The following is a 16,626-nucleotide window of genomic DNA, read 5'->3' on the forward strand; positions in this document are numbered from 1 at the left end:
TTGATCTCGATCAGGTTGCTGGTCGCGATGTGATGAATGCAAGGTTGTTGGCCGGCATGTTGACCGTGTCCAAAACCTTCAGGCCGACATCCTCAAAAAGCGCAACAATATCTGTGTCGTCTTTGTAGCCAATGTCCGGGTCTTGCTGGATCAGAGCTTCGTGAAATCTCTTGTCGCCTTCGCTTGTAAGCAGGCCTGATCGCTTGAATGGTCCGTATAAAACAAATCGACCAGAGGACCCGAGCGCCGTGGCGGCCTCTGTGATGAGCGTTCGCGTTTCTTGCCAGCTGATTAAGTGTATCAGGTTAACCAAAACGATCATGTTTCGTTCGGGAAAGCGGGCATGCCACTCCGAGGCGGTCGCGTCCAGTTCTTCGGCGGTCTCAACGTTTGGCAAATCGCGCGTGTAGGCGTCGATACTAGCGCGTCGTTCAGGATCGATTTCCGTAGGTTGCCACGTCAGACCCGGCAGCAGGGTTGCAAAAGCCGCGATATGCTGACCCGTCCCGCTGGCGATCTCTAACGCCTGTCCCCGTTGCGGAGCCCAATCACGGAGCAATGCACACAAAGCGTCGGAGTTTCGCGTGGCTGCGGGCGCGACCAGTTTGCCATCTTGGGCTACATTGGCGACGCTGGCAGAGGAGGGGAGGTTGCGTTTGATCATCGTTTCAACCTGTCTGGGGACAACATCGCAACATTCTTTGCATCAAGGGCAGGAGGAGCTCCTGTAACCAGATCGCAAAGCAATTGAGACGCCGCAGGTGCGGTTTGGAAACCATAGCCACCCTGACCTGCGCTCCAGATGAAGGAGGGTTCCAGTGGGTCTCTTCCAAGCACCAAAGTTCCGTCCGGTGCAAAACTGCGCAACCCGGCCCAATTTGTTTCGACCCGCGTGACGGCTTCGGTCATCAATGCCTCATACCGGGCCAGACCTTCTGCCAGTACCATATCGTCGGCATAGGCGTCCTGCGGGGGAACCGGGTCGGCTTCGGACGGGGACACAAGCAGTTTCCCGGCGTCGGGTTTGGCGTACCATGTTTCCCCGACACCCAGCATCATGGGCCAGCCAGAAACATCATGCCCACCGGGGGCGGGCAATCGTGCCATCGAACGACGGCGTGGGGTAATGTCGATTGGGGGAAGGCCCGCAAGATCGGCAATCTGGTCAACCCACGCCCCGGCGGCGTTGACCACATTCCGGGCTTCAAAATTCTGACCCGCGGTGACGATCCAATGCACGTCCTTGCGGATCGCTGTGACTTTGTGCCTGGTCGAAATCGTCCCGCCGTTGTTCCGAATGGTTCGGGCAAAATCCTGCAGCAAACGATCTGTATCGATATCAAAAGCGGCTTCGCTGATGGCCGCAAAGCCCACCTGGTCGGGGTTCAGGATCGGAACGCGTGCGATGGCGTCATCCACCGATATGTGCGTCATGTTCAGGTCACGGCGATCGGCGGCAAACAGGTCAGACTGATCCTGTGCGCCGATCAGCATCAGGCCGCGCGGCGTCAGATACCCACCGTTCTGCGTGTGCAGGAAGGCAGCGCCTGCCTTGTTAAGAGCCACCACCGAAGGCGGCCCATAGCTTTCTTCAAACATCGCCGCAGACCGGCCCGATGCGTGGTAGCCCAGTGCATCCTCGGCCTCGAGCACCATCACGGTTCCGTGCTGCGACAGGCGCGCACCAGCGCTGAGACCGGCGATACCACCTCCTATGATCAAGAAATCAATCATGACGTTCACGCATTCTGGAAAAAATGCGTTTGGTGCTCATTGTTTGCAAATTACCCCCTAAGCCCTTCATTCGCCTTGCGTTTTGGTTTCCAGACTATAAGCAGCCTTGAATTTACGCTTCAACCCGGTCAAAGACGTATCAAAATTTTAAGGAGGGCAAGGTGACTGCAGCAGACCTTCATCCAATGGCCACTGGGCATATTCCCCGTTACGTTGTCGCAGCTGACGGAAGCGACTACTTGTTTTCAGCTATGGTCGTCTTTTTTGTCGTCTTGGTGGTGTTGATCGGTGTCGGGTACCTGACGCTCCATTCTGTGCCGGAAAAAATGGCCCATGAAAACAACCACCCGCAATTTCAATTGGTTGGTATTTTGGCGCTGCTTGCGCTGTTTACGCATAACGGTCTTTTCTGGGTTGCCGCCATTCTGGTCGCGGGTTTCCAATTCCCGGACTTTGCCACACCACTCAAGAACATTGCTGATGCCATTCGGTCCCTTGGCCGATCGCCTGTACCGGACCCCGTGCCCGAGGCTGTTGCTCCGGCTGCACCCGTTACAGAAGCAAGCGAAGCGCAGGAGCAAAGTAAATGATCGAGACCATGCTTTGCGCCCTGATTACGGTGCTGCCCGATTATTTGTTCCGTCGGTTTGTACAGGGTAAACGTATAGGCCACGAAATCACTTTGTTTACCATGTGGTACGAACTGCGTTGGGGCCTGACGACATGTGCCATTCTGGCGCTGACTGTGATTACCACGCTGTTTTACTTCCACCCGGCCAGCAAAACGGCTGCGTCCTATTTCCGTACAGTGACGATCCTGCCGCAGCTGGGCGGGCGTGTTTCAGAGGTTTTCGTCCAGAACAACCAGTTGGTCACAGCGGGTCAGCCGATTTTCCGGATCGAAGATTTCAGCCAAACCGCACAGGTCCAGGCGGCAAATGCACAGATCGCGCAGGTCCAGGCCTCGCTTAAGGTGGCGGAAACCGATTTGGCCGAGGCCGAAGCTGGAATTGCCGGGTCCAAAGCAACTCTTGCGCAGGCGCTTGAGGATTTGGAGCGTAACACGACTTTGCGGGACGAAGGCTCAAGTGCTGTAAGACTAGCCGAGATTGAGCGCCTGGAAAACCTGGTCGCCGAGCGAGAGGCGCAGGTTGTTGCCGCTGAAGCCAAACGTGCAGCCGTTGAGCAGCAGATCGAAGAACTGATCCCAGCCCAACTGGCCAGCGCGATTGCACAACTGGACGCCGCGCAAACCGAGCTGGACAAAACAGTTATCCTCGCCGGTGTTACCGGACGGGTTGAACAGTTTAGCTTGCAAGTCGGTGACTATGTGAGCCCGTTGCTGCGACCCGCTGGTGTTCTGGTGCCGTCCCATACGGGACATGACCGGTTCCAAGCTGCGTTCAGCCAACTGTCTGCCCAAGTCATCAAACCGGGCATGATCGGTGAGTTGGGTTGTATGACAAAGCCGTTCACCGTGATCCCGACGGTTGTGGTCGAAGTTCAGGATGTCATTCCTTCCGGCCAACTCCGTCCTTCGGACGAGCTGCGCGATGTGCAGACCAACAAAAATCCCGGATCGATCCTTGTTTTTATGGAGCCGCTATACAAAGGAATGGCCGATGACATTCCACCGGGCAGCAACTGCCTGGCCAATGTCTACACGGACAACCATGAGCGGTTGGAGCACGAACACCTTGGGTTTTGGGAGGCCGCCTTCCTGCATGTGGTCGACACGATCGGTGTGGTCCATGCCGCAGGTCTGCGCCTGCGATTGATCCTGATGCCGGTGAATACTCTGGTGCTGACCGGGCACTGATCCGGCCCTGGGGAACCAAATGTAAAAGGCCCGGCAGGTATTGCCGGGCCTTTCTGTTTCAAAGTGCTGCTTTGAACAATTGCGTCAGGTTTTCTTTCGTCAACTCGATCGGGTTGCCCCCGCAAGAGGGATCAATGATCGCGCCTTCAACCAGCTCGGGGATCGAAGCTTCGGTGACGCCCAGATCAGAAAGGGTGCGCGGGATGCCGAGGCTGTCGTTGAATTCCTGCACAAAAGCGCGGAAGCCGTCAAAGCCACCATCAATGCCCAGATAAGCCGCTGCCTGTTGGAACCTGTCCGCGATGGCGGGGGCGTTGAACTCCAACACAGCGGGCATACAAACCGCGTTGGTGGTTCCGTGGTGGGTATTGAACACCGCACCAATCGGGTGGCTCATTGCGTGGATCGCGCCCAACCCTTTTTGGAAGGCCGTCGCGCCCATGGCTGCTGCGCTCATCAATTGGGCGCGGGCTTCAATATCGGTGCCGTCGGCATAGGCGCGCGGCAGGTAATCCTTCACCAGCCGCATCCCTTCCAAAGCAATGCCCTGACTCATCGGGTGATAATGCGGGCTGGAGAAGGCTTCAACGCAGTGCGCAAATGCATCCAAACCGGTACCTGCAGTGATGAATTTGGGCATTCCCACGGTAAGTTCGGGGTCGCAGATCACCACGGTTGGCAGCACCTTTGGGTGGAAGATGATCTTCTTGGCATGGGTTTCTGAATTGGTGATGACGCTGGCACGTCCCACTTCCGACCCCGTACCGGCCGTAGTTGGCACCGCGATGATCGGCGCAATCACATCCGCATCGGCGCGCGTCCACCAGTCACCGATATCCTCAAAATCCCAAACAGGGCGCGTCTGGCCGGCCATGAAAGCAACCATCTTTCCCAGATCCAGCCCCGAACCTCCGCCAAAGGCGATCACCCCGTCATGCCCTCCCGCAGTATATGCGGCGACGCCCGCTTCAAGGTTCTTCTCGTTCGGGTTGGGGTCCACATCACTGAACAGTCCGCGGCCCAAACCGGCAGCGTCCATGATATCCAGCGTTGCCGAAGTAATCGGCAGATCTGCCAAGCCCTTGTCTGTAACCAGAAGGGGTTTTTTCATTCCTGCCGCAGCACAGGCTTCGGGCAGTTCCTTGATACGCCCTGCGCCGAATTTGATTGCGGTCGGATAGGACCAGTTTCCAACAAGTGACATGTCAGGTTTCCTTTAGTATTCGAGGTCTGCTCGGGGGAGGGGGTCAAACCCGAGCAGACCATCGTCCTTAGACCGTGACCTTTTTCAGGTGGTAGGATTTGGGACGGGTGAGATTGTGATAGCCAATAACCGACAGACCGCCGCCGCGCCCGGTGTTCTTGCAGCCGGTCCAGCAAAGACCGGGGTCCAGATAATCCGCACGGTTCATGAACACCGTGCCGGTTTCGATCTGGTCGCCAACTCGCGTTGCGCGATCTACATCACGGGTCCAGAGGCTGGCGGTCAGGCCAAATTCACTGTCATTCATCAGCGCGATTGCTTCGTCATCAGACGAGACCTTCATGATGCCCACAACCGGTCCAAAGCTCTCATCCCGCATCACGCGCATGTCGTGGGTCACATTGGTCAATATTTGAGGGGTCAGATAAGCGCCGCCATCATCCTCAGGGAAGGCTTCGATATGCGCAACCGCGCCTGCCTCAATGGCCTCGGCAATTTGTGCCCGCACTTCATCGGCGAAACGCGCGTTGGCCATAGGTCCGATGGTGGTCTCAGCGTCCAGCGGGTTACCCAGCTTGTATCCCTTCACGATCTCCACCGCCTTGGCGACAAAATCGTCATAAAGGCTTTCGTGCACGTAAATGCGCTCGATCCCACAGCAGCACTGGCCCGAATTGAACATCGCGCCATCAATCAACGTATCGACAGCGGCATCCACATCGGCATCCTCCATGACATAGCCCGGGTCCTTGCCGCCCAGCTCGGTCCCGACGCCGGTAAATGTTCCAGCCGCTGCGCGTTCCATCGCCTGTCCACCGCCGACCGAGCCGGTGAAGTTCACAAAGTCAAACGCATTGCCCGCAATAAGGTCATGGGTGACGTCATGGCTCAGGAATACGTTCTGGAATACCTCTTCAGGGACGCCTGCTGCATGAAAGGTTTGCGCCATCCGCTCGCCAACCAATAGGGTCTGGGTGGCATGTTTCAGGACCACAGTGTTTCCCGCAATCAATGCCGGGGCGACTGTGTTGATCGCCGTCATATACGGATAGTTCCAGGGTGCCACCACAAACACCACCCCATGCGGAATGCGTTTGATGTAACGCTTGAATGTCTCGTCTTCCCCCACCGCGATGTCTGCCAGAGATGCCTCGGCAATCTCCGCCATGTGGCTCGCGCGTTCATTGAAGCCACCAAACTCACCGCCATAACGTACGGGACGGCCCATCATACGGGCCAGTTCTGGCACGATTTCGTCATTCATCGCACCCACGGCCGTTACGCCAGCCATGACTAGATCAATCCGTTCCTGCAAGGGCCGCGCTGCCCAGGCCGCTTGCGCGCCCCGCGCCTGACTCGCTACCCCAAACGCCTCGTCCCGAGACAACACCTCTCGTTCCGCAAAAACCGATCCATCAATCGGTGAGACACATTTCAACATCTGCCCCATGTTCACTCCATGTAGTAAATAAGCAGGATCCCTGCTTCATCTGGCCAAAAATACCTCGGGGGTCTGGGGGCAGAGCCCCCAGCCAGAACCCTACGCTCGCTCAAACCCGCGGGCGACTTCCCAGTCTGTGACCACGCGCTCGAACTCCTCGATCTCAACTTCCGCTGCACGCGAGTAGTGATCGACGACCTCGTCTCCCATCGCCTCCCGCAACATGGCCGAGCTGTGCAGAGCATCCCGCGCCGCGCGCAAGTTGCCCGGGATCATACCCGTATCACCCTGATAAACGTCTCCTGTGGTAGGCGGTTGCAGATCCAATCCCTCTTCAATCCCTGCGATGCCAGCGGCCAGCATCCCGGCCAATGCCAGATAAGGGTTCATGTCTGAACCCGGAATTCGGCACTCTATCCGAACGGCCTTGGTGCCGTCGCCGCACAACCGGAATCCGGCGGTGCGATTGTCGACCGACCAGATGATCCGCGTCGGCGCAAAGGTTCCCTTCATGAATCGTTTGTAGCTGTTGATGTAGGGGGCCATGAAATAGGTATAATCGGCGGCGTATTTCAGCAGACCCGCCATATAGCTTTTCATCAGATCCGACATGCCCAGCTCATCATTCGCATCAAAGAAAGCCGGCTTTCCATCAGCCCAAAGTGACTGATGCACATGGCTGGAGCTGCCCACCTTGTCATGATGCCATTTCGGCAGGAACGTTGCCGCATGCCCGTGCTGCCAGGCGATCTCTTTCACGCCATTCTTGGCGATCGAATGATACTCGGCCGTGTCCATCGCAGGCGCGTATTTTATATTCAGTTCTTCCTGCCCGGTCTCAGCCTCGCCCTTCGAGTTTTCGACCGGTATTCCCGCGTCCCACAGGTGATTGCGGATCGGGCGCATAACGTGTTCTTCCTTGGTCGTTTGAAGAATGTGATAGTCTTCATTGTAGCCCGAGATCGGTTCCAGATTGCGGAAGCCTTCCTTACGAATTTCATCAAAGCTCTTCTCGAACAGGAAAAACTCCAACTCGGTTGCGCACATGGCATCAAAACCCATGGCCTTCAGTCGCGCGACCTGCTTTTTCAGGATCGAACGCGGTGCGTGCGGCACTTCTTCGTGGGTGTGATGATCCAGCACATCGCACATCACCATGACCGTACCCTCAAGCCACGGAACCGGGCGCAGCGTGCTCAGATCGGGTTTCATGACATAATCACCATACCCCCGTTCCCAACTGGTCGAGGCATACCCGTCGGGTGTCGCCATCTCCAGATCGGTGGCCAGTAGGTAGTTGCAGCAATGTGTTTCTTCCCATGCGCCGGCGACGAAATGGCCTGCGTGAAAGCGCTTGCCCATCAAGCGGCCCTGCATGTCCACCAGGCAAACAAGAACAGTATCAATCTCGCCGTTGGCCACTCGTGATGTCAGGGTTTCAAAGGTCAAATTAGCGGTCATGGAGCAAACCTCATGCTTCTCAAAGGGGGCACTGGACGGCAATGCCCCCCGATTTTGATGTTAATCGAAAGTGTAAGGGGCACCGGCCTGGTTGATAACCGAGTTATACTCCCGGAATATGCCGACTATCTTCTGGTGAACTTCACCTTCCTGTGCGACCTCGTCCCAGAATTCGATGGCTGCGTTTTCGACTTCTTTCCATTCGGCGGCCGGAACCTGGCGCAGCTGCAGCTTGTCGCCATTCGCGCGCAAGGCCGCTTCACCACCCCAGTACCACTGGTTGCGATACGTGTGGCCCGCTTCGATACCCGCCATAACCACAGATTTCAGATGGTCCGGCAGTTCTGCCCAGCGTTCCTGGTTGGCGAACCACGATCCGATCCACGCGCCTGAAATGTTGTTGGTCAGGAAGTAATCTGTCACATCCGCCCAACCCACAGTGTAGTCCTCGGTAATACCGGACCATGCCATGCCGTCCAGTTCCCCGGTTTGTACCGCGACCTCGGCGTCTTCGTAAGGAATGTTTACCGGCACCACACCGAACTTGGCCAGGAAACGACCCGCGGTCGGGAAGGTGTAGAGTTTGAGACCATCCAGATCGGAAAGCGTTTTGATTTCCTTTTTGGTGTTAAAGTTGCACGGGTCCTGACCCGCAGCCGACAACCATGCCACGCCGACTTTTTCGTATTCCGAACGCCAGATATCGGCCAGACCGTACTGATTGAACAGCACAGGCACATCCAGAATGTGTTTGGTTGCAAACGGGAAATAACCACCGAACTGACGCAGGGGGGTCGGTGACGCCATCGAATCGTCATCCGAGTGTACCCCGTCAATCGTGCCGCGCTGCAGAGCCTGAAACAGTTCGCCTGTTGGGACGATCTGGTCGGCGTAGAACAGCTCGATCTCAAGCTCACCATTGGCGTTTGCGTTTATGTAGTCGATTGCGGGTTTGGTTACATGCTCTCCCAACGCGCCGCCGGCATAGGTCTGGAAGCGCCACTTGATGGCTGATTGCGCTTTGACAATTGCCGGGCTCGCCAACGTGGCAGCACCTGCCAAACCGGCGGAACTTAGAAATCTGCGTCTTGTTGTCATTGTCTTTCTCCTCTGTTTGATCTTGCAGAATTTCGCCCCTTTCCGGGGTCTTGTGACTTATTTTCCGTAAACATAATTCGGTAGCCAAAGCGCAATTTCCGGGAAGATTATGATGGTGGCCAAGGCGCAGACCATCACCAGAACAAAAGGAATGATGGAGCTGTAGATATCGCGCAGTGAAATCTCCGGAGGGGCCATCGCACGCATCAGAAAGAGGTTGTAGCCGAACGGCGGCGTCATGTACGCGATCTGCGTCGTGATGGTATAAAGAACGCCATACCAGATCAGATCGAAGCCCAGTGCCCCCACCAGCGGAACGTATAGTGGGGCGACAATGACGAGCATGGCAGTATCATCCAGGAATGTTCCCATCAGGATAAAGCTGAGTTGCATCAGGATTAGTATCATCCAAGGGGACAGGCCCAGTTTCTCGGTGAAAAGACTTTCAATGGCTTTGACCGCACCCAGCCCGTCGAAAACAGCGCCAAACGCCAGAGCCGCCAGAATGATCCACATGAACATACAGGAAATGCCCAATGTATGCCGAATGGAGTTTTCAAAGACCCTACGCGTCAGCCGACCTTTCAACGCCGCCGCTGCCATAGCCGTGATGGCTCCAATGGCGGAAGATTCCACCAGCGAGGTCCAGCCGTTTACAAACGGAACCATCATTACGGCGAAAATACCCAAAGGTAACAGACCAGACTGCAACAGGCGCAGCTTCTCCGGAAACGGAATGTCGCGCTCTTCGGCGGGTAGAACCGGACCGAGCGAAGGTGTTATGCGGCAACGGATGACAATATAGATGATGAACATCGCTGCCATCATCAGGCCCGGAAGCACGCCAGCGAGCCACAACTGGCCAACAGGTTGCCGCGCGATCATCGCGTACAGAACCAAAACCACTGACGGTGGTACAAGAATTCCCAAGGATGATCCGGCCTGTATGACACCCGTCACCATACGTTTGTCATAGTTCCGACGCAGAAGTTCCGGTAAGGCAATGGTCGCACCGATCGCCATTCCGGCTACGGACAGTCCGTTCATCGCCGAAATCAGCACCATTAGCCCGATGGTGCCAACGGCCAGCCCGCCTGACAAGCCACCCATCCAGACATGGAACATCTTGTACAAATCATCGGCGATCCGACTTTCGGACAAAATGTATCCCATGAAGATGAACATGGGCAGTGTCAGCAACGGATACCATTTCATGACCTTGATTGCGGCTGCAAACCCAAGGTCATAGCCACCCCGATCCCCCCACAGGAAGAGAGCCGAGACCACGGCGACAAAGCCGATTGCACCGAACACTCTCTGCCCGGTCAGCATCATCAGCATCATTGATGCAAACATCAGCAAGGCGATCATTTCGTAGGACATCAGATTACCTCACGCGGGACGTCGTCGCCACGCAGGCGCAAGATGTCCTTGAACAATTCAGATACGGCTTGCAGCAACATCAGGAAGATGCCGATAACCATGATCATCTTGACCGGCCACAAGTAAGGCCTCCAAATCGTCGCGCTGCGCTCGCCGCCATATTGGAACGAGTACATCAGACTGTCCCAACCACCCCACAGCAGAACGATAAGGTAGACGATCAGAAACAGGACAGTAAACGCATCGGTCCAGGCCTTGCGGCGATGAGACCATTCACCATACAGCAAGTCCATTCGTACATTCGACCCCATCTGAATCGAATACGGACCACCAAGCATGTAGTAGGCCACCATTGCGAACTGGGCCATTTCCAGTGTCCAGAGTGATGGCAGAAAGAAAGTTTTCGAGATCGAAGACCAGAGCAGAATGCCCATCATGACGAAAATGCCATACATGATCACGCGCCCGACCCAGCGGTTCGTGCGGTCGATTACCGCCACATATCCCCGCATAAACTTCATCTCGATACCTCTGTTTTCATAATTTGGCCTCCGTGCGCGAAAACGCCGTGATGACCGATTGCAGGACTGGCGTTAGCAAACCTGCCATGAGGTTCACACCTTTTGGAGTGTCGATCAGGTCGTTCCGCACTTCGATCATGACATTTGGAAGACCGCGTTTGATCGCATGTTCCCGCAAGGTGTGCGTGACGCCATCGGTGGCCGAATAAGGTTGGTTAAGCGCAACGCTCAGCCCTGATCCTTGCGCCTGTTGCAGCATGATCTGGGCTGCCCGATCATCTTCATCATGTAAAATGCCCAGCTCCACCGTCCTTTTTTGTCCCTTGTAGACTGGCGTGAAGCTGTGGATCGTGATGACAACCGGTAGTTCATGTCTTGCGTCCAGTGTTGAAGACAACAGCTGTCGGAACGGTTCGTACACCTCGTGAAGCCGTTGGGCGCGCTGGGCCGCGGTCAGGTTTATATTGCCGGGGACTGAGAACACTTCGCTGAGGCACGGCATGGAATCTTCGCGTTCCGGTGGGCGATTGCAGTCATAGACAAGGCGACTGACGCGCGAATACACCAACGGTGCATCCAGCGCCCCCATCAGCTCAATCGATAGCTCCATCGCACCGATATCCCATGCGACATGCGACCGGGCCGCATCGTCATCCAGACCCAAATTCTGCAAAGCCGCAGGTATGAAGCGACTGGCATGTTCGCACACCAACACTGCAGGCGCGCGGCCCCGTGCATTCAGCACACGGGCTGCCGGGGCTTCGGCAGATTGCAGCAGGGATGACTCGGTTTCTTGTCGCATAGGTAGCATTTGTTACAGCAACTTCGTACCTGTCAAGAAAATTACTGTAGACAAAACTACAGGCAGGAATATTCTGTAACAAATTTAAAAATCGAGGGTGTCGATGGCCGCCGTTGTAAAGCTGGTCAAACAGCGGATTCAGGACGAATTGGACGATTTGACCCGATCAGAACGTCAGTTGGCGTCTGTCCTATTGCAGGACTATCCGATGGCAGGGCTGCAATCGATCACCAAGCTGGCGGCTGCGGCTCAGGTCTCGACGCCAACTGTTATTCGCATGGCCCGCAAGCTTGGGTTCGATGGGTTTCCGGACCTGCAGGATGCCCTGCGCGAAGAAGTGGCAGCGCAGATCAAGAAACCGATCTCGAAACGAGATGCCTGGGTTGTCGATGACGATGCCGAACACCCGACAACGCGCTTTGCGCAGGCCGTCTGGACAAACATGCGCCACACGCTGGAGCGTCTGGACAAAGAGATGTTCGACACCGTCGCCCAGCTATTGGCTGAAACGGACCGGCATCTTTATGTGGTGGGTGGCCGCATCACCCGATCCAACGCGGATTATCTGTTCAATCACATGCAGATCATCCGGCCCAACGTAACTATGCTGGGCAATTCAGCGAATGTCTGGCCGCAATACCTTTTGGACATGGATGCGTCCTCGGTCCTGGTGATCTTCGACATTCGGCGATACGAAGCGCATTTGGAGAAACTTGCGCAAGTTGCTTCAAGCCGGGGCGTAACGGTTGTTTTGTTTACGGACCAGTGGGGTTCACCAATCGGTAAGACCGCCAACTACACATTCCACGCCTTGGTCGAGGCTCCCTCGAGCTGGGATTCGACGATAGCACTGCAACTGATTTCCGAGACTCTGATTGCCGAAGTACAGGAAGCACGGTGGGAGGAAAGCAAAGAGCGGATCGAAGAACTGGAGCAGTTTTTTTCTTCGACACGAATATTCCGCAACCAGGATTGAAGGGGCGAATACGACGGGGCGCTGTGGTTCTAAAACTGAGGCGCAAAATTTGCGACTTCCTGCTTGACGCGCCCGGGTGCATGACTTAACCAACGCAAACCATTTGCGGGTATAGCTTAATGGTAAAGCCCCTGCCTTCCAAGCAGGCTATGTCGGTTCGATTCCGTCTACCCGCTCCAAGATCCCAACCTTTTCTGCGTCAAATGGCCCTTTCGGGGTGCTGATCCTTGTTGTCATGCTTGACCAAAAGGGCGGCTGAGGCCAAGAAAGCGGTCACTTCCTAGAGTTCAATCCATAAGGGCCCGACATGGCAAGACAAACCGCCAGTAAACCAGCGCCAGCCGCTGCACCCGGTGCCAGTGAAGAGCGGGCCCGCTCAAAGAAAATTGGGGTGCTGGCCTCGCTCTGGCCATTCATGAAGCCCTATAAGTTTTTGATGATTGGCGCGACATTGGCGTTGATTCTGACCGCAAGCATGACGCTGACTCTGCCACTGGCGGTTCGGCGCGTGATCGACAACTTTCGCATCCAGGACGGCGAGCTGCTGGATTGGTATTTTCTGGCCGCGTTGGGCATTGCCGCTGTTTTGGCCGTGGGCACCGGCATCCGATACGCGCTGGTCACGCGCTTGGGCGAACGCGTTGTCGCCGATATTCGCAAGGCCGTGTTCGATCGCGTGATCGCGATGAGCCCGGAATTCTATGAACGCATCATGACGGGTGAGGTGCTCAGCCGGATCACAACGGACACGACCCTGATTCAGTCGGTTCTTGGGTCCTCGGTGTCGATCGCGTTGCGTAACATGTTGATGTTTTTCGGCGGGCTGGTGCTGATGCTGCTGACCTCGGCCAAATTGACGGGTTTGGTTCTGTTATTGATCCCGATTGTCATTGTTCCGATATTGGTTTTGGGTCGCCGTCTGCGTGTGATCAGCCGCGAGAATCAGGATTGGATTGCAGCCTCGTCCGGAAACGCAGGTGAAGCTCTGGGCGCTGTTCAGACGGTGCAGGCCTTTACCCACGAACAGGAAAGCCGCAAGCAATTCGGAGAGATGACCGAAACCTCGTATGTGGTCTCGCTGCGCCGCATTCAAACCCGTGCGGTACTGACGGTAATTGTGATCTTTCTGGTCTTTTCGGGCATCGTCGGCGTCTTGTGGATGGGTGCAAATGATGTGCGCAACGGCGTGATGACCGAAGGCGTGCTGGTGCAGTTCGTGATCTATTCGGTCATTATGGCCGGCTCGGTCGCGGCCCTGTCCGAAATCTGGAGCGAACTTCAACGCGCTGCCGGGGCAACAGAGCGTCTGGTCGAACTTCTCAATGCGCAAGACACCGTGACCGATCCTGCCAAGCCCATGATCCTGCCCAAGGATGTTCAAGGTGAAATCCGCTTCGAAGATGTCAGCTTCTGTTATCCGTCGCGTCCCGACACCGTTGCGCTGGATCATCTTTCGCTTCAGGTCAATCCGGGTGAAACGGTTGCCTTTGTCGGACCTTCCGGCGCGGGCAAGACGACAGTCATTCAGTTGATCCAGCGGTTCTATGACCCCAATTCGGGCCGGGTCACGTTGGATGGCCACGACCTGAGAGAACTGGATCGGGCAGATTTCCGTACGCATATGGCTCTGGTTCCTCAGGACCCTGTGATCTTTGCTGCCTCGGCCCGTGAAAACATCCGCTTCGGGCGTCTAGATGCAACCGATGCCGAAGTTGAAGCCGCGGCCCGTGCCGCTGCCGCGCATGACTTTATCGCTGCCTTGCCGGAAGGGTATGACAGCTTTGTTGGCGAACGCGGCGTGATGCTGTCAGGCGGTCAGAAGCAGCGTATCGCCATTGCGCGGGCCATTCTGCGCGACGCGCCGGTTCTGTTGCTGGACGAGGCAACTTCGGCTCTGGATGCGGAAAGCGAACGCGCGGTACAGGGCGCGGTGGACCAGATGCGGGCCGGACGCACAACCCTGATCGTTGCACACCGCTTGGCAACTGTGAAGAAAGCCGACCGCATTGTTGTGCTGGAAGAAGGCCGTATCGTGGCGCAAGGCAGCCATGACGATCTGGTTTCTCAGGACGGGCTCTATGCGCGTCTGGCCCGGTTGCAATTCACCGACGGTGTCGCCGCGGAATAAGGGTGACGCACGGGCATTTCCCTTTCCGCCGTAGCGTCATTCTACATTTTACTCACTGTCACAGCTAAGCCCTCGCTTGCGCGGGCTCGTTTTTGATCCCATCTTGGAGGCGAACAACAAGCCTGCGCAAAATGCGGGAGAAAATAACGGGAGGAACCACATGGCCTTTGTGGGATTGGAAGACAAAACGCGCATGGAACAGGAAATGCCGTGGGAGGATCGGGATCTGCCCGTCACCTTCCATCAGCTCTTGTCGCGCACGGCAGAGAAGTTTCCCAACCACAATGCCATCAGTTTTCAACTGTTGTCGGGACCAACCGACAAAGCCGAGACCCTGACCTGGTCACAATTGCAGGACAAGGTTAATCAGGCTGCGAACCTCTTCCGTTCACTGGGTGTGGGCGAAAAAGATGTGGTGGCCTATGTGCTGCCCAACTGTAACGAGACGCTGATCACCATGATGGGCGGCGCGGTAGCCGGGATCGTGAACCCAATCAATCCGCTGCTTGAGCCGGAACAGATTGCGGCCATCCTGCGCGAGACCGGCGCCAAGGTTGTGGTGACGCTGAAGTCTTTCCCAAAAACGGATGTGGCCCAGAAAGTGGAGGAAGCGGTCCGCCACGCGCCCAAGGTCAGCACCATTCTGGAAATCGACCTGAACCGCTATCTGACACCGCCCAAGTCCTGGTTGGTACCTTTCCTGCGCCCCAAGATGGGTGACAGGGAAAAACTCGCCCATGCGAATTACAAGAACTTTAATAAAGAGTTGGTCAAACAGCCGACGACGCTGACATTTGAAGACAGCAAGGAAGACCGTGTTGCGTGCTATTTCCATACGGGCGGCACGACCGGCATGCCAAAAGTGGCGCAACACAAGTATTCTGGTCTCGTCTATAACGGCTGGCTGGGACATACGCTGCTGTTTGACGAAAACGACGTCATCATGTGCCCGTTGCCCATGTTCCACGTCTTTGCTGTCCACGTGATTATGATGGCGGCCGTGTCCTCGGGCGCGCATGTGATCTTCCCCACACCAGCCGGGTATCGCGGAGACGGCGTTTTCGACAACTTCTGGAAGCTGATCGAACGCTGGAAGGTGTCTTTCATTATCACTGTACCCACTGCCATCTCGGCCAAAATGCAGCGCCCGGTTGATGCCGATATCTCAAGCGTGAAGACAGCTTTCTCTGGCTCGGCCCCGCTGCCGGTTGAGTTGTTCCGTCGCTTTGAAGAAGCCACGGGTGTGAAGATCGTCGAAGGCTATGGCCTGACCGAGGCCACGTGCCTGGTGTCGTGTAACCCTGTGGATGGTGAAAAAAAGATCGGATCGATCGGTATTCCGTTCCCCTATACGGATGTGAAAATCCTGCAAAGCGGGCCGGAGGGACCGGTCGAATGCGATACCGATCAAATCGGAGAAATCTGTATCTCGAACCCGGGTGTCTATGCGGGCAACACCTATACCGAGGCCGATAAGAACGTAGATCTCTATTATTATGACAAATACCTGCGTACGGGTGATTTGGGACGGTTTGACGAAGACGGATACCTTTGGATCACAGGCCGCGCCAAGGATCTGATCATTCGCGGTGGCCATAACATTGACCCAGCCGAAATCGAAGAAGCGCTATTGGGCCATGACGCAGTCGCGTTTGCCGGCGCTATTGGCCAGCCCGACGCGCATTCCGGTGAAGTGCCATGTGCGTTTGTCGAACTGGTCGAAGGCGCCTCGGTCACGGAAAAAGAGCTGATGGATTACTGCAAGGTTCATGTGCATGAACGTGCGGCGCAGCCCAAGCATATGACCATTCTGGACGAATTGCCCAAAACTGCGGTTGGTAAGGTCTTTAAGCCCGATCTGCGTAAACAGGCTATCACACGTATCTATAATGGTGCGCTTGAGACAGCTGAGGTATCGGCGCGTGTTGTTTCGGTGATCGATGATAAAAAGCGTGGCCTTGTCGCGCAGCTTGACGCGAATGGATCTTCGGAAGACGATGTCTCGAAAGTGCTGGGCGCATATACCCAGCCGTGGGAGTGGTCTGAGTAAGCCGGAGGG

General features: G+C 56.0%; 14 protein-coding genes and 1 tRNA gene. 6 read left to right on the forward strand and 9 right to left on the reverse strand.

Features of this window, described 5'->3' with window-relative positions; translation table 11 throughout:
- Nucleotides 1–10 precede the first annotated feature (10 nt).
- Together GOV89_RS00515 and GOV89_RS00520 are read right to left on the reverse strand one after the other, a co-directional pair.
- Complete coding sequence (locus GOV89_RS00515) at nucleotides 11–664, reverse strand: DUF938 domain-containing protein (RefSeq protein ID WP_171237191.1); 654 nt, start codon at nucleotides 662–664, stop codon at nucleotides 11–13.
- Complete coding sequence (locus GOV89_RS00520; RefSeq protein ID WP_171175606.1) at nucleotides 661–1,734, reverse strand: FAD-binding oxidoreductase; 1,074 nt, start codon at nucleotides 1,732–1,734, stop codon at nucleotides 661–663. Before GOV89_RS00520 ends, GOV89_RS00515 begins: the two co-directional genes overlap by 4 nt.
- A gap of 185 nt (nucleotides 1,735–1,919) precedes the next feature.
- On the opposite strand from GOV89_RS00520, the gene GOV89_RS00525 reads away from it, so the two are divergent.
- Entirely contained in the window at nucleotides 1,920–2,324 is a 405-nt protein-coding gene (locus tag GOV89_RS00525; RefSeq protein ID WP_216599108.1) for a hypothetical protein, read from the forward strand.
- Nucleotides 2,321–3,553, forward strand: a complete 1,233-nt coding sequence (locus GOV89_RS00530) for an HlyD family secretion protein (RefSeq protein ID WP_171237192.1) — start codon at nucleotides 2,321–2,323, stop codon at nucleotides 3,551–3,553. Before GOV89_RS00525 ends, GOV89_RS00530 begins: the two co-directional genes overlap by 4 nt.
- A gap of 58 nt (nucleotides 3,554–3,611) precedes the next feature.
- Here GOV89_RS00530 and GOV89_RS00535 read toward each other — a convergent pair whose 3' ends face one another.
- From GOV89_RS00535 to GOV89_RS00565, 7 genes are all read right to left on the reverse strand, one after another.
- The gene (locus tag GOV89_RS00535) at nucleotides 3,612–4,757 is read right to left on the reverse strand and encodes an iron-containing alcohol dehydrogenase (RefSeq protein ID WP_171175600.1); all 1,146 of its coding nucleotides are present in this window, start codon (nucleotides 4,755–4,757) and stop codon (nucleotides 3,612–3,614) included.
- 67 nt (nucleotides 4,758–4,824) lie between these two features.
- Nucleotides 4,825–6,207 carry an aldehyde dehydrogenase family protein gene (locus GOV89_RS00540; protein ID WP_171175598.1) on the reverse strand — a complete coding sequence of 461 codons (1,383 nt, stop codon included), beginning with the start codon at nucleotides 6,205–6,207 and terminating at the stop codon, nucleotides 4,825–4,827.
- Between the two features lie 90 nt (nucleotides 6,208–6,297).
- Entirely contained in the window at nucleotides 6,298–7,659 is a 1,362-nt protein-coding gene (locus tag GOV89_RS00545) for a glutamine synthetase family protein (RefSeq protein WP_171175597.1), read from the reverse strand.
- A 60-nt stretch (nucleotides 7,660–7,719) separates the two neighbouring features.
- On the reverse strand, nucleotides 7,720–8,757 hold the full coding sequence (locus tag GOV89_RS00550) for a TRAP transporter substrate-binding protein (protein ID WP_171175595.1): 1,038 nt from the start codon (nucleotides 8,755–8,757) through the stop codon (nucleotides 7,720–7,722).
- A gap of 57 nt (nucleotides 8,758–8,814) precedes the next feature.
- Entirely contained in the window at nucleotides 8,815–10,140 is a 1,326-nt protein-coding gene (locus GOV89_RS00555) for a TRAP transporter large permease subunit (RefSeq protein WP_171175593.1), read from the reverse strand.
- On the reverse strand, nucleotides 10,140–10,661 hold the full coding sequence (locus GOV89_RS00560) for a TRAP transporter small permease subunit (protein WP_171237193.1): 522 nt from the start codon (nucleotides 10,659–10,661) through the stop codon (nucleotides 10,140–10,142). The genes GOV89_RS00555 and GOV89_RS00560 overlap by 1 nt, the downstream gene beginning before the upstream one ends.
- Before the next feature lie 16 nt (nucleotides 10,662–10,677).
- On the reverse strand, nucleotides 10,678–11,463 hold the full coding sequence (locus GOV89_RS00565; protein WP_254451485.1) for an N-formylglutamate amidohydrolase: 786 nt from the start codon (nucleotides 11,461–11,463) through the stop codon (nucleotides 10,678–10,680).
- Between the two features lie 103 nt (nucleotides 11,464–11,566).
- Between GOV89_RS00565 and GOV89_RS00570 the strand changes: the two genes are divergently transcribed.
- The 4 genes from GOV89_RS00570 to GOV89_RS00585 all read left to right on the forward strand — a co-directional run bounded on the left by GOV89_RS00570 (nucleotide 11,567) and on the right by GOV89_RS00585 (nucleotide 16,617).
- On the forward strand, nucleotides 11,567–12,439 hold the full coding sequence (locus tag GOV89_RS00570) for a MurR/RpiR family transcriptional regulator (RefSeq protein WP_171175586.1): 873 nt from the start codon (nucleotides 11,567–11,569) through the stop codon (nucleotides 12,437–12,439).
- Nucleotides 12,440–12,544: 105 nt separating this feature from the next.
- A tRNA-Gly gene (locus GOV89_RS00575) sits at nucleotides 12,545–12,618 on the forward strand.
- 128 nt (nucleotides 12,619–12,746) lie between these two features.
- Nucleotides 12,747–14,567, forward strand: a complete 1,821-nt coding sequence (locus GOV89_RS00580) for an ABC transporter transmembrane domain-containing protein (protein ID WP_171175584.1) — start codon at nucleotides 12,747–12,749, stop codon at nucleotides 14,565–14,567.
- Between the two features lie 160 nt (nucleotides 14,568–14,727).
- Nucleotides 14,728–16,617 carry an acyl-CoA synthetase gene (locus tag GOV89_RS00585; protein WP_171175576.1) on the forward strand — a complete coding sequence of 630 codons (1,890 nt, stop codon included), beginning with the start codon at nucleotides 14,728–14,730 and terminating at the stop codon, nucleotides 16,615–16,617.
- Nucleotides 16,618–16,626: the final 9 nt, after the last annotated feature.

It is taken from the genome of Ruegeria sp. HKCCA5763 (assembly GCF_013034545.1).
GTDB lineage: Bacteria > Pseudomonadota > Alphaproteobacteria > Rhodobacterales > Rhodobacteraceae > Ruegeria.

Coding starts and splice junctions, on each gene's coding strand:
- GOV89_RS00515 (WP_171237191.1), bottom strand. CDS start 664: ATGATCAAACGCAACCTCCCCTCCTCTGCCAGCGTCGCCAATGTAGCC.
- GOV89_RS00520 (WP_171175606.1), bottom strand. CDS start 1,734: ATGATTGATTTCTTGATCATAGGAGGTGGTATCGCCGGTCTCAGCGCT.
- GOV89_RS00525 (WP_216599108.1), top strand. CDS start 1,920: ATGGCCACTGGGCATATTCCCCGTTACGTTGTCGCAGCTGACGGAAGC.
- GOV89_RS00530 (WP_171237192.1), top strand. CDS start 2,321: ATGATCGAGACCATGCTTTGCGCCCTGATTACGGTGCTGCCCGATTAT.
- GOV89_RS00535 (WP_171175600.1), bottom strand. CDS start 4,757: ATGTCACTTGTTGGAAACTGGTCCTATCCGACCGCAATCAAATTCGGC.
- GOV89_RS00540 (WP_171175598.1), bottom strand. CDS start 6,207: ATGGGGCAGATGTTGAAATGTGTCTCACCGATTGATGGATCGGTTTTT.
- GOV89_RS00545 (WP_171175597.1), bottom strand. CDS start 7,659: ATGACCGCTAATTTGACCTTTGAAACCCTGACATCACGAGTGGCCAAC.
- GOV89_RS00550 (WP_171175595.1), bottom strand. CDS start 8,757: ATGACAACAAGACGCAGATTTCTAAGTTCCGCCGGTTTGGCAGGTGCT.
- GOV89_RS00555 (WP_171175593.1), bottom strand. CDS start 10,140: ATGTCCTACGAAATGATCGCCTTGCTGATGTTTGCATCAATGATGCTG.
- GOV89_RS00560 (WP_171237193.1), bottom strand. CDS start 10,661: ATGAAGTTTATGCGGGGATATGTGGCGGTAATCGACCGCACGAACCGC.
- GOV89_RS00565 (WP_254451485.1), bottom strand. CDS start 11,463: ATGCGACAAGAAACCGAGTCATCCCTGCTGCAATCTGCCGAAGCCCCG.
- GOV89_RS00570 (WP_171175586.1), top strand. CDS start 11,567: ATGGCCGCCGTTGTAAAGCTGGTCAAACAGCGGATTCAGGACGAATTG.
- GOV89_RS00580 (WP_171175584.1), top strand. CDS start 12,747: ATGGCAAGACAAACCGCCAGTAAACCAGCGCCAGCCGCTGCACCCGGT.
- GOV89_RS00585 (WP_171175576.1), top strand. CDS start 14,728: ATGGCCTTTGTGGGATTGGAAGACAAAACGCGCATGGAACAGGAAATG.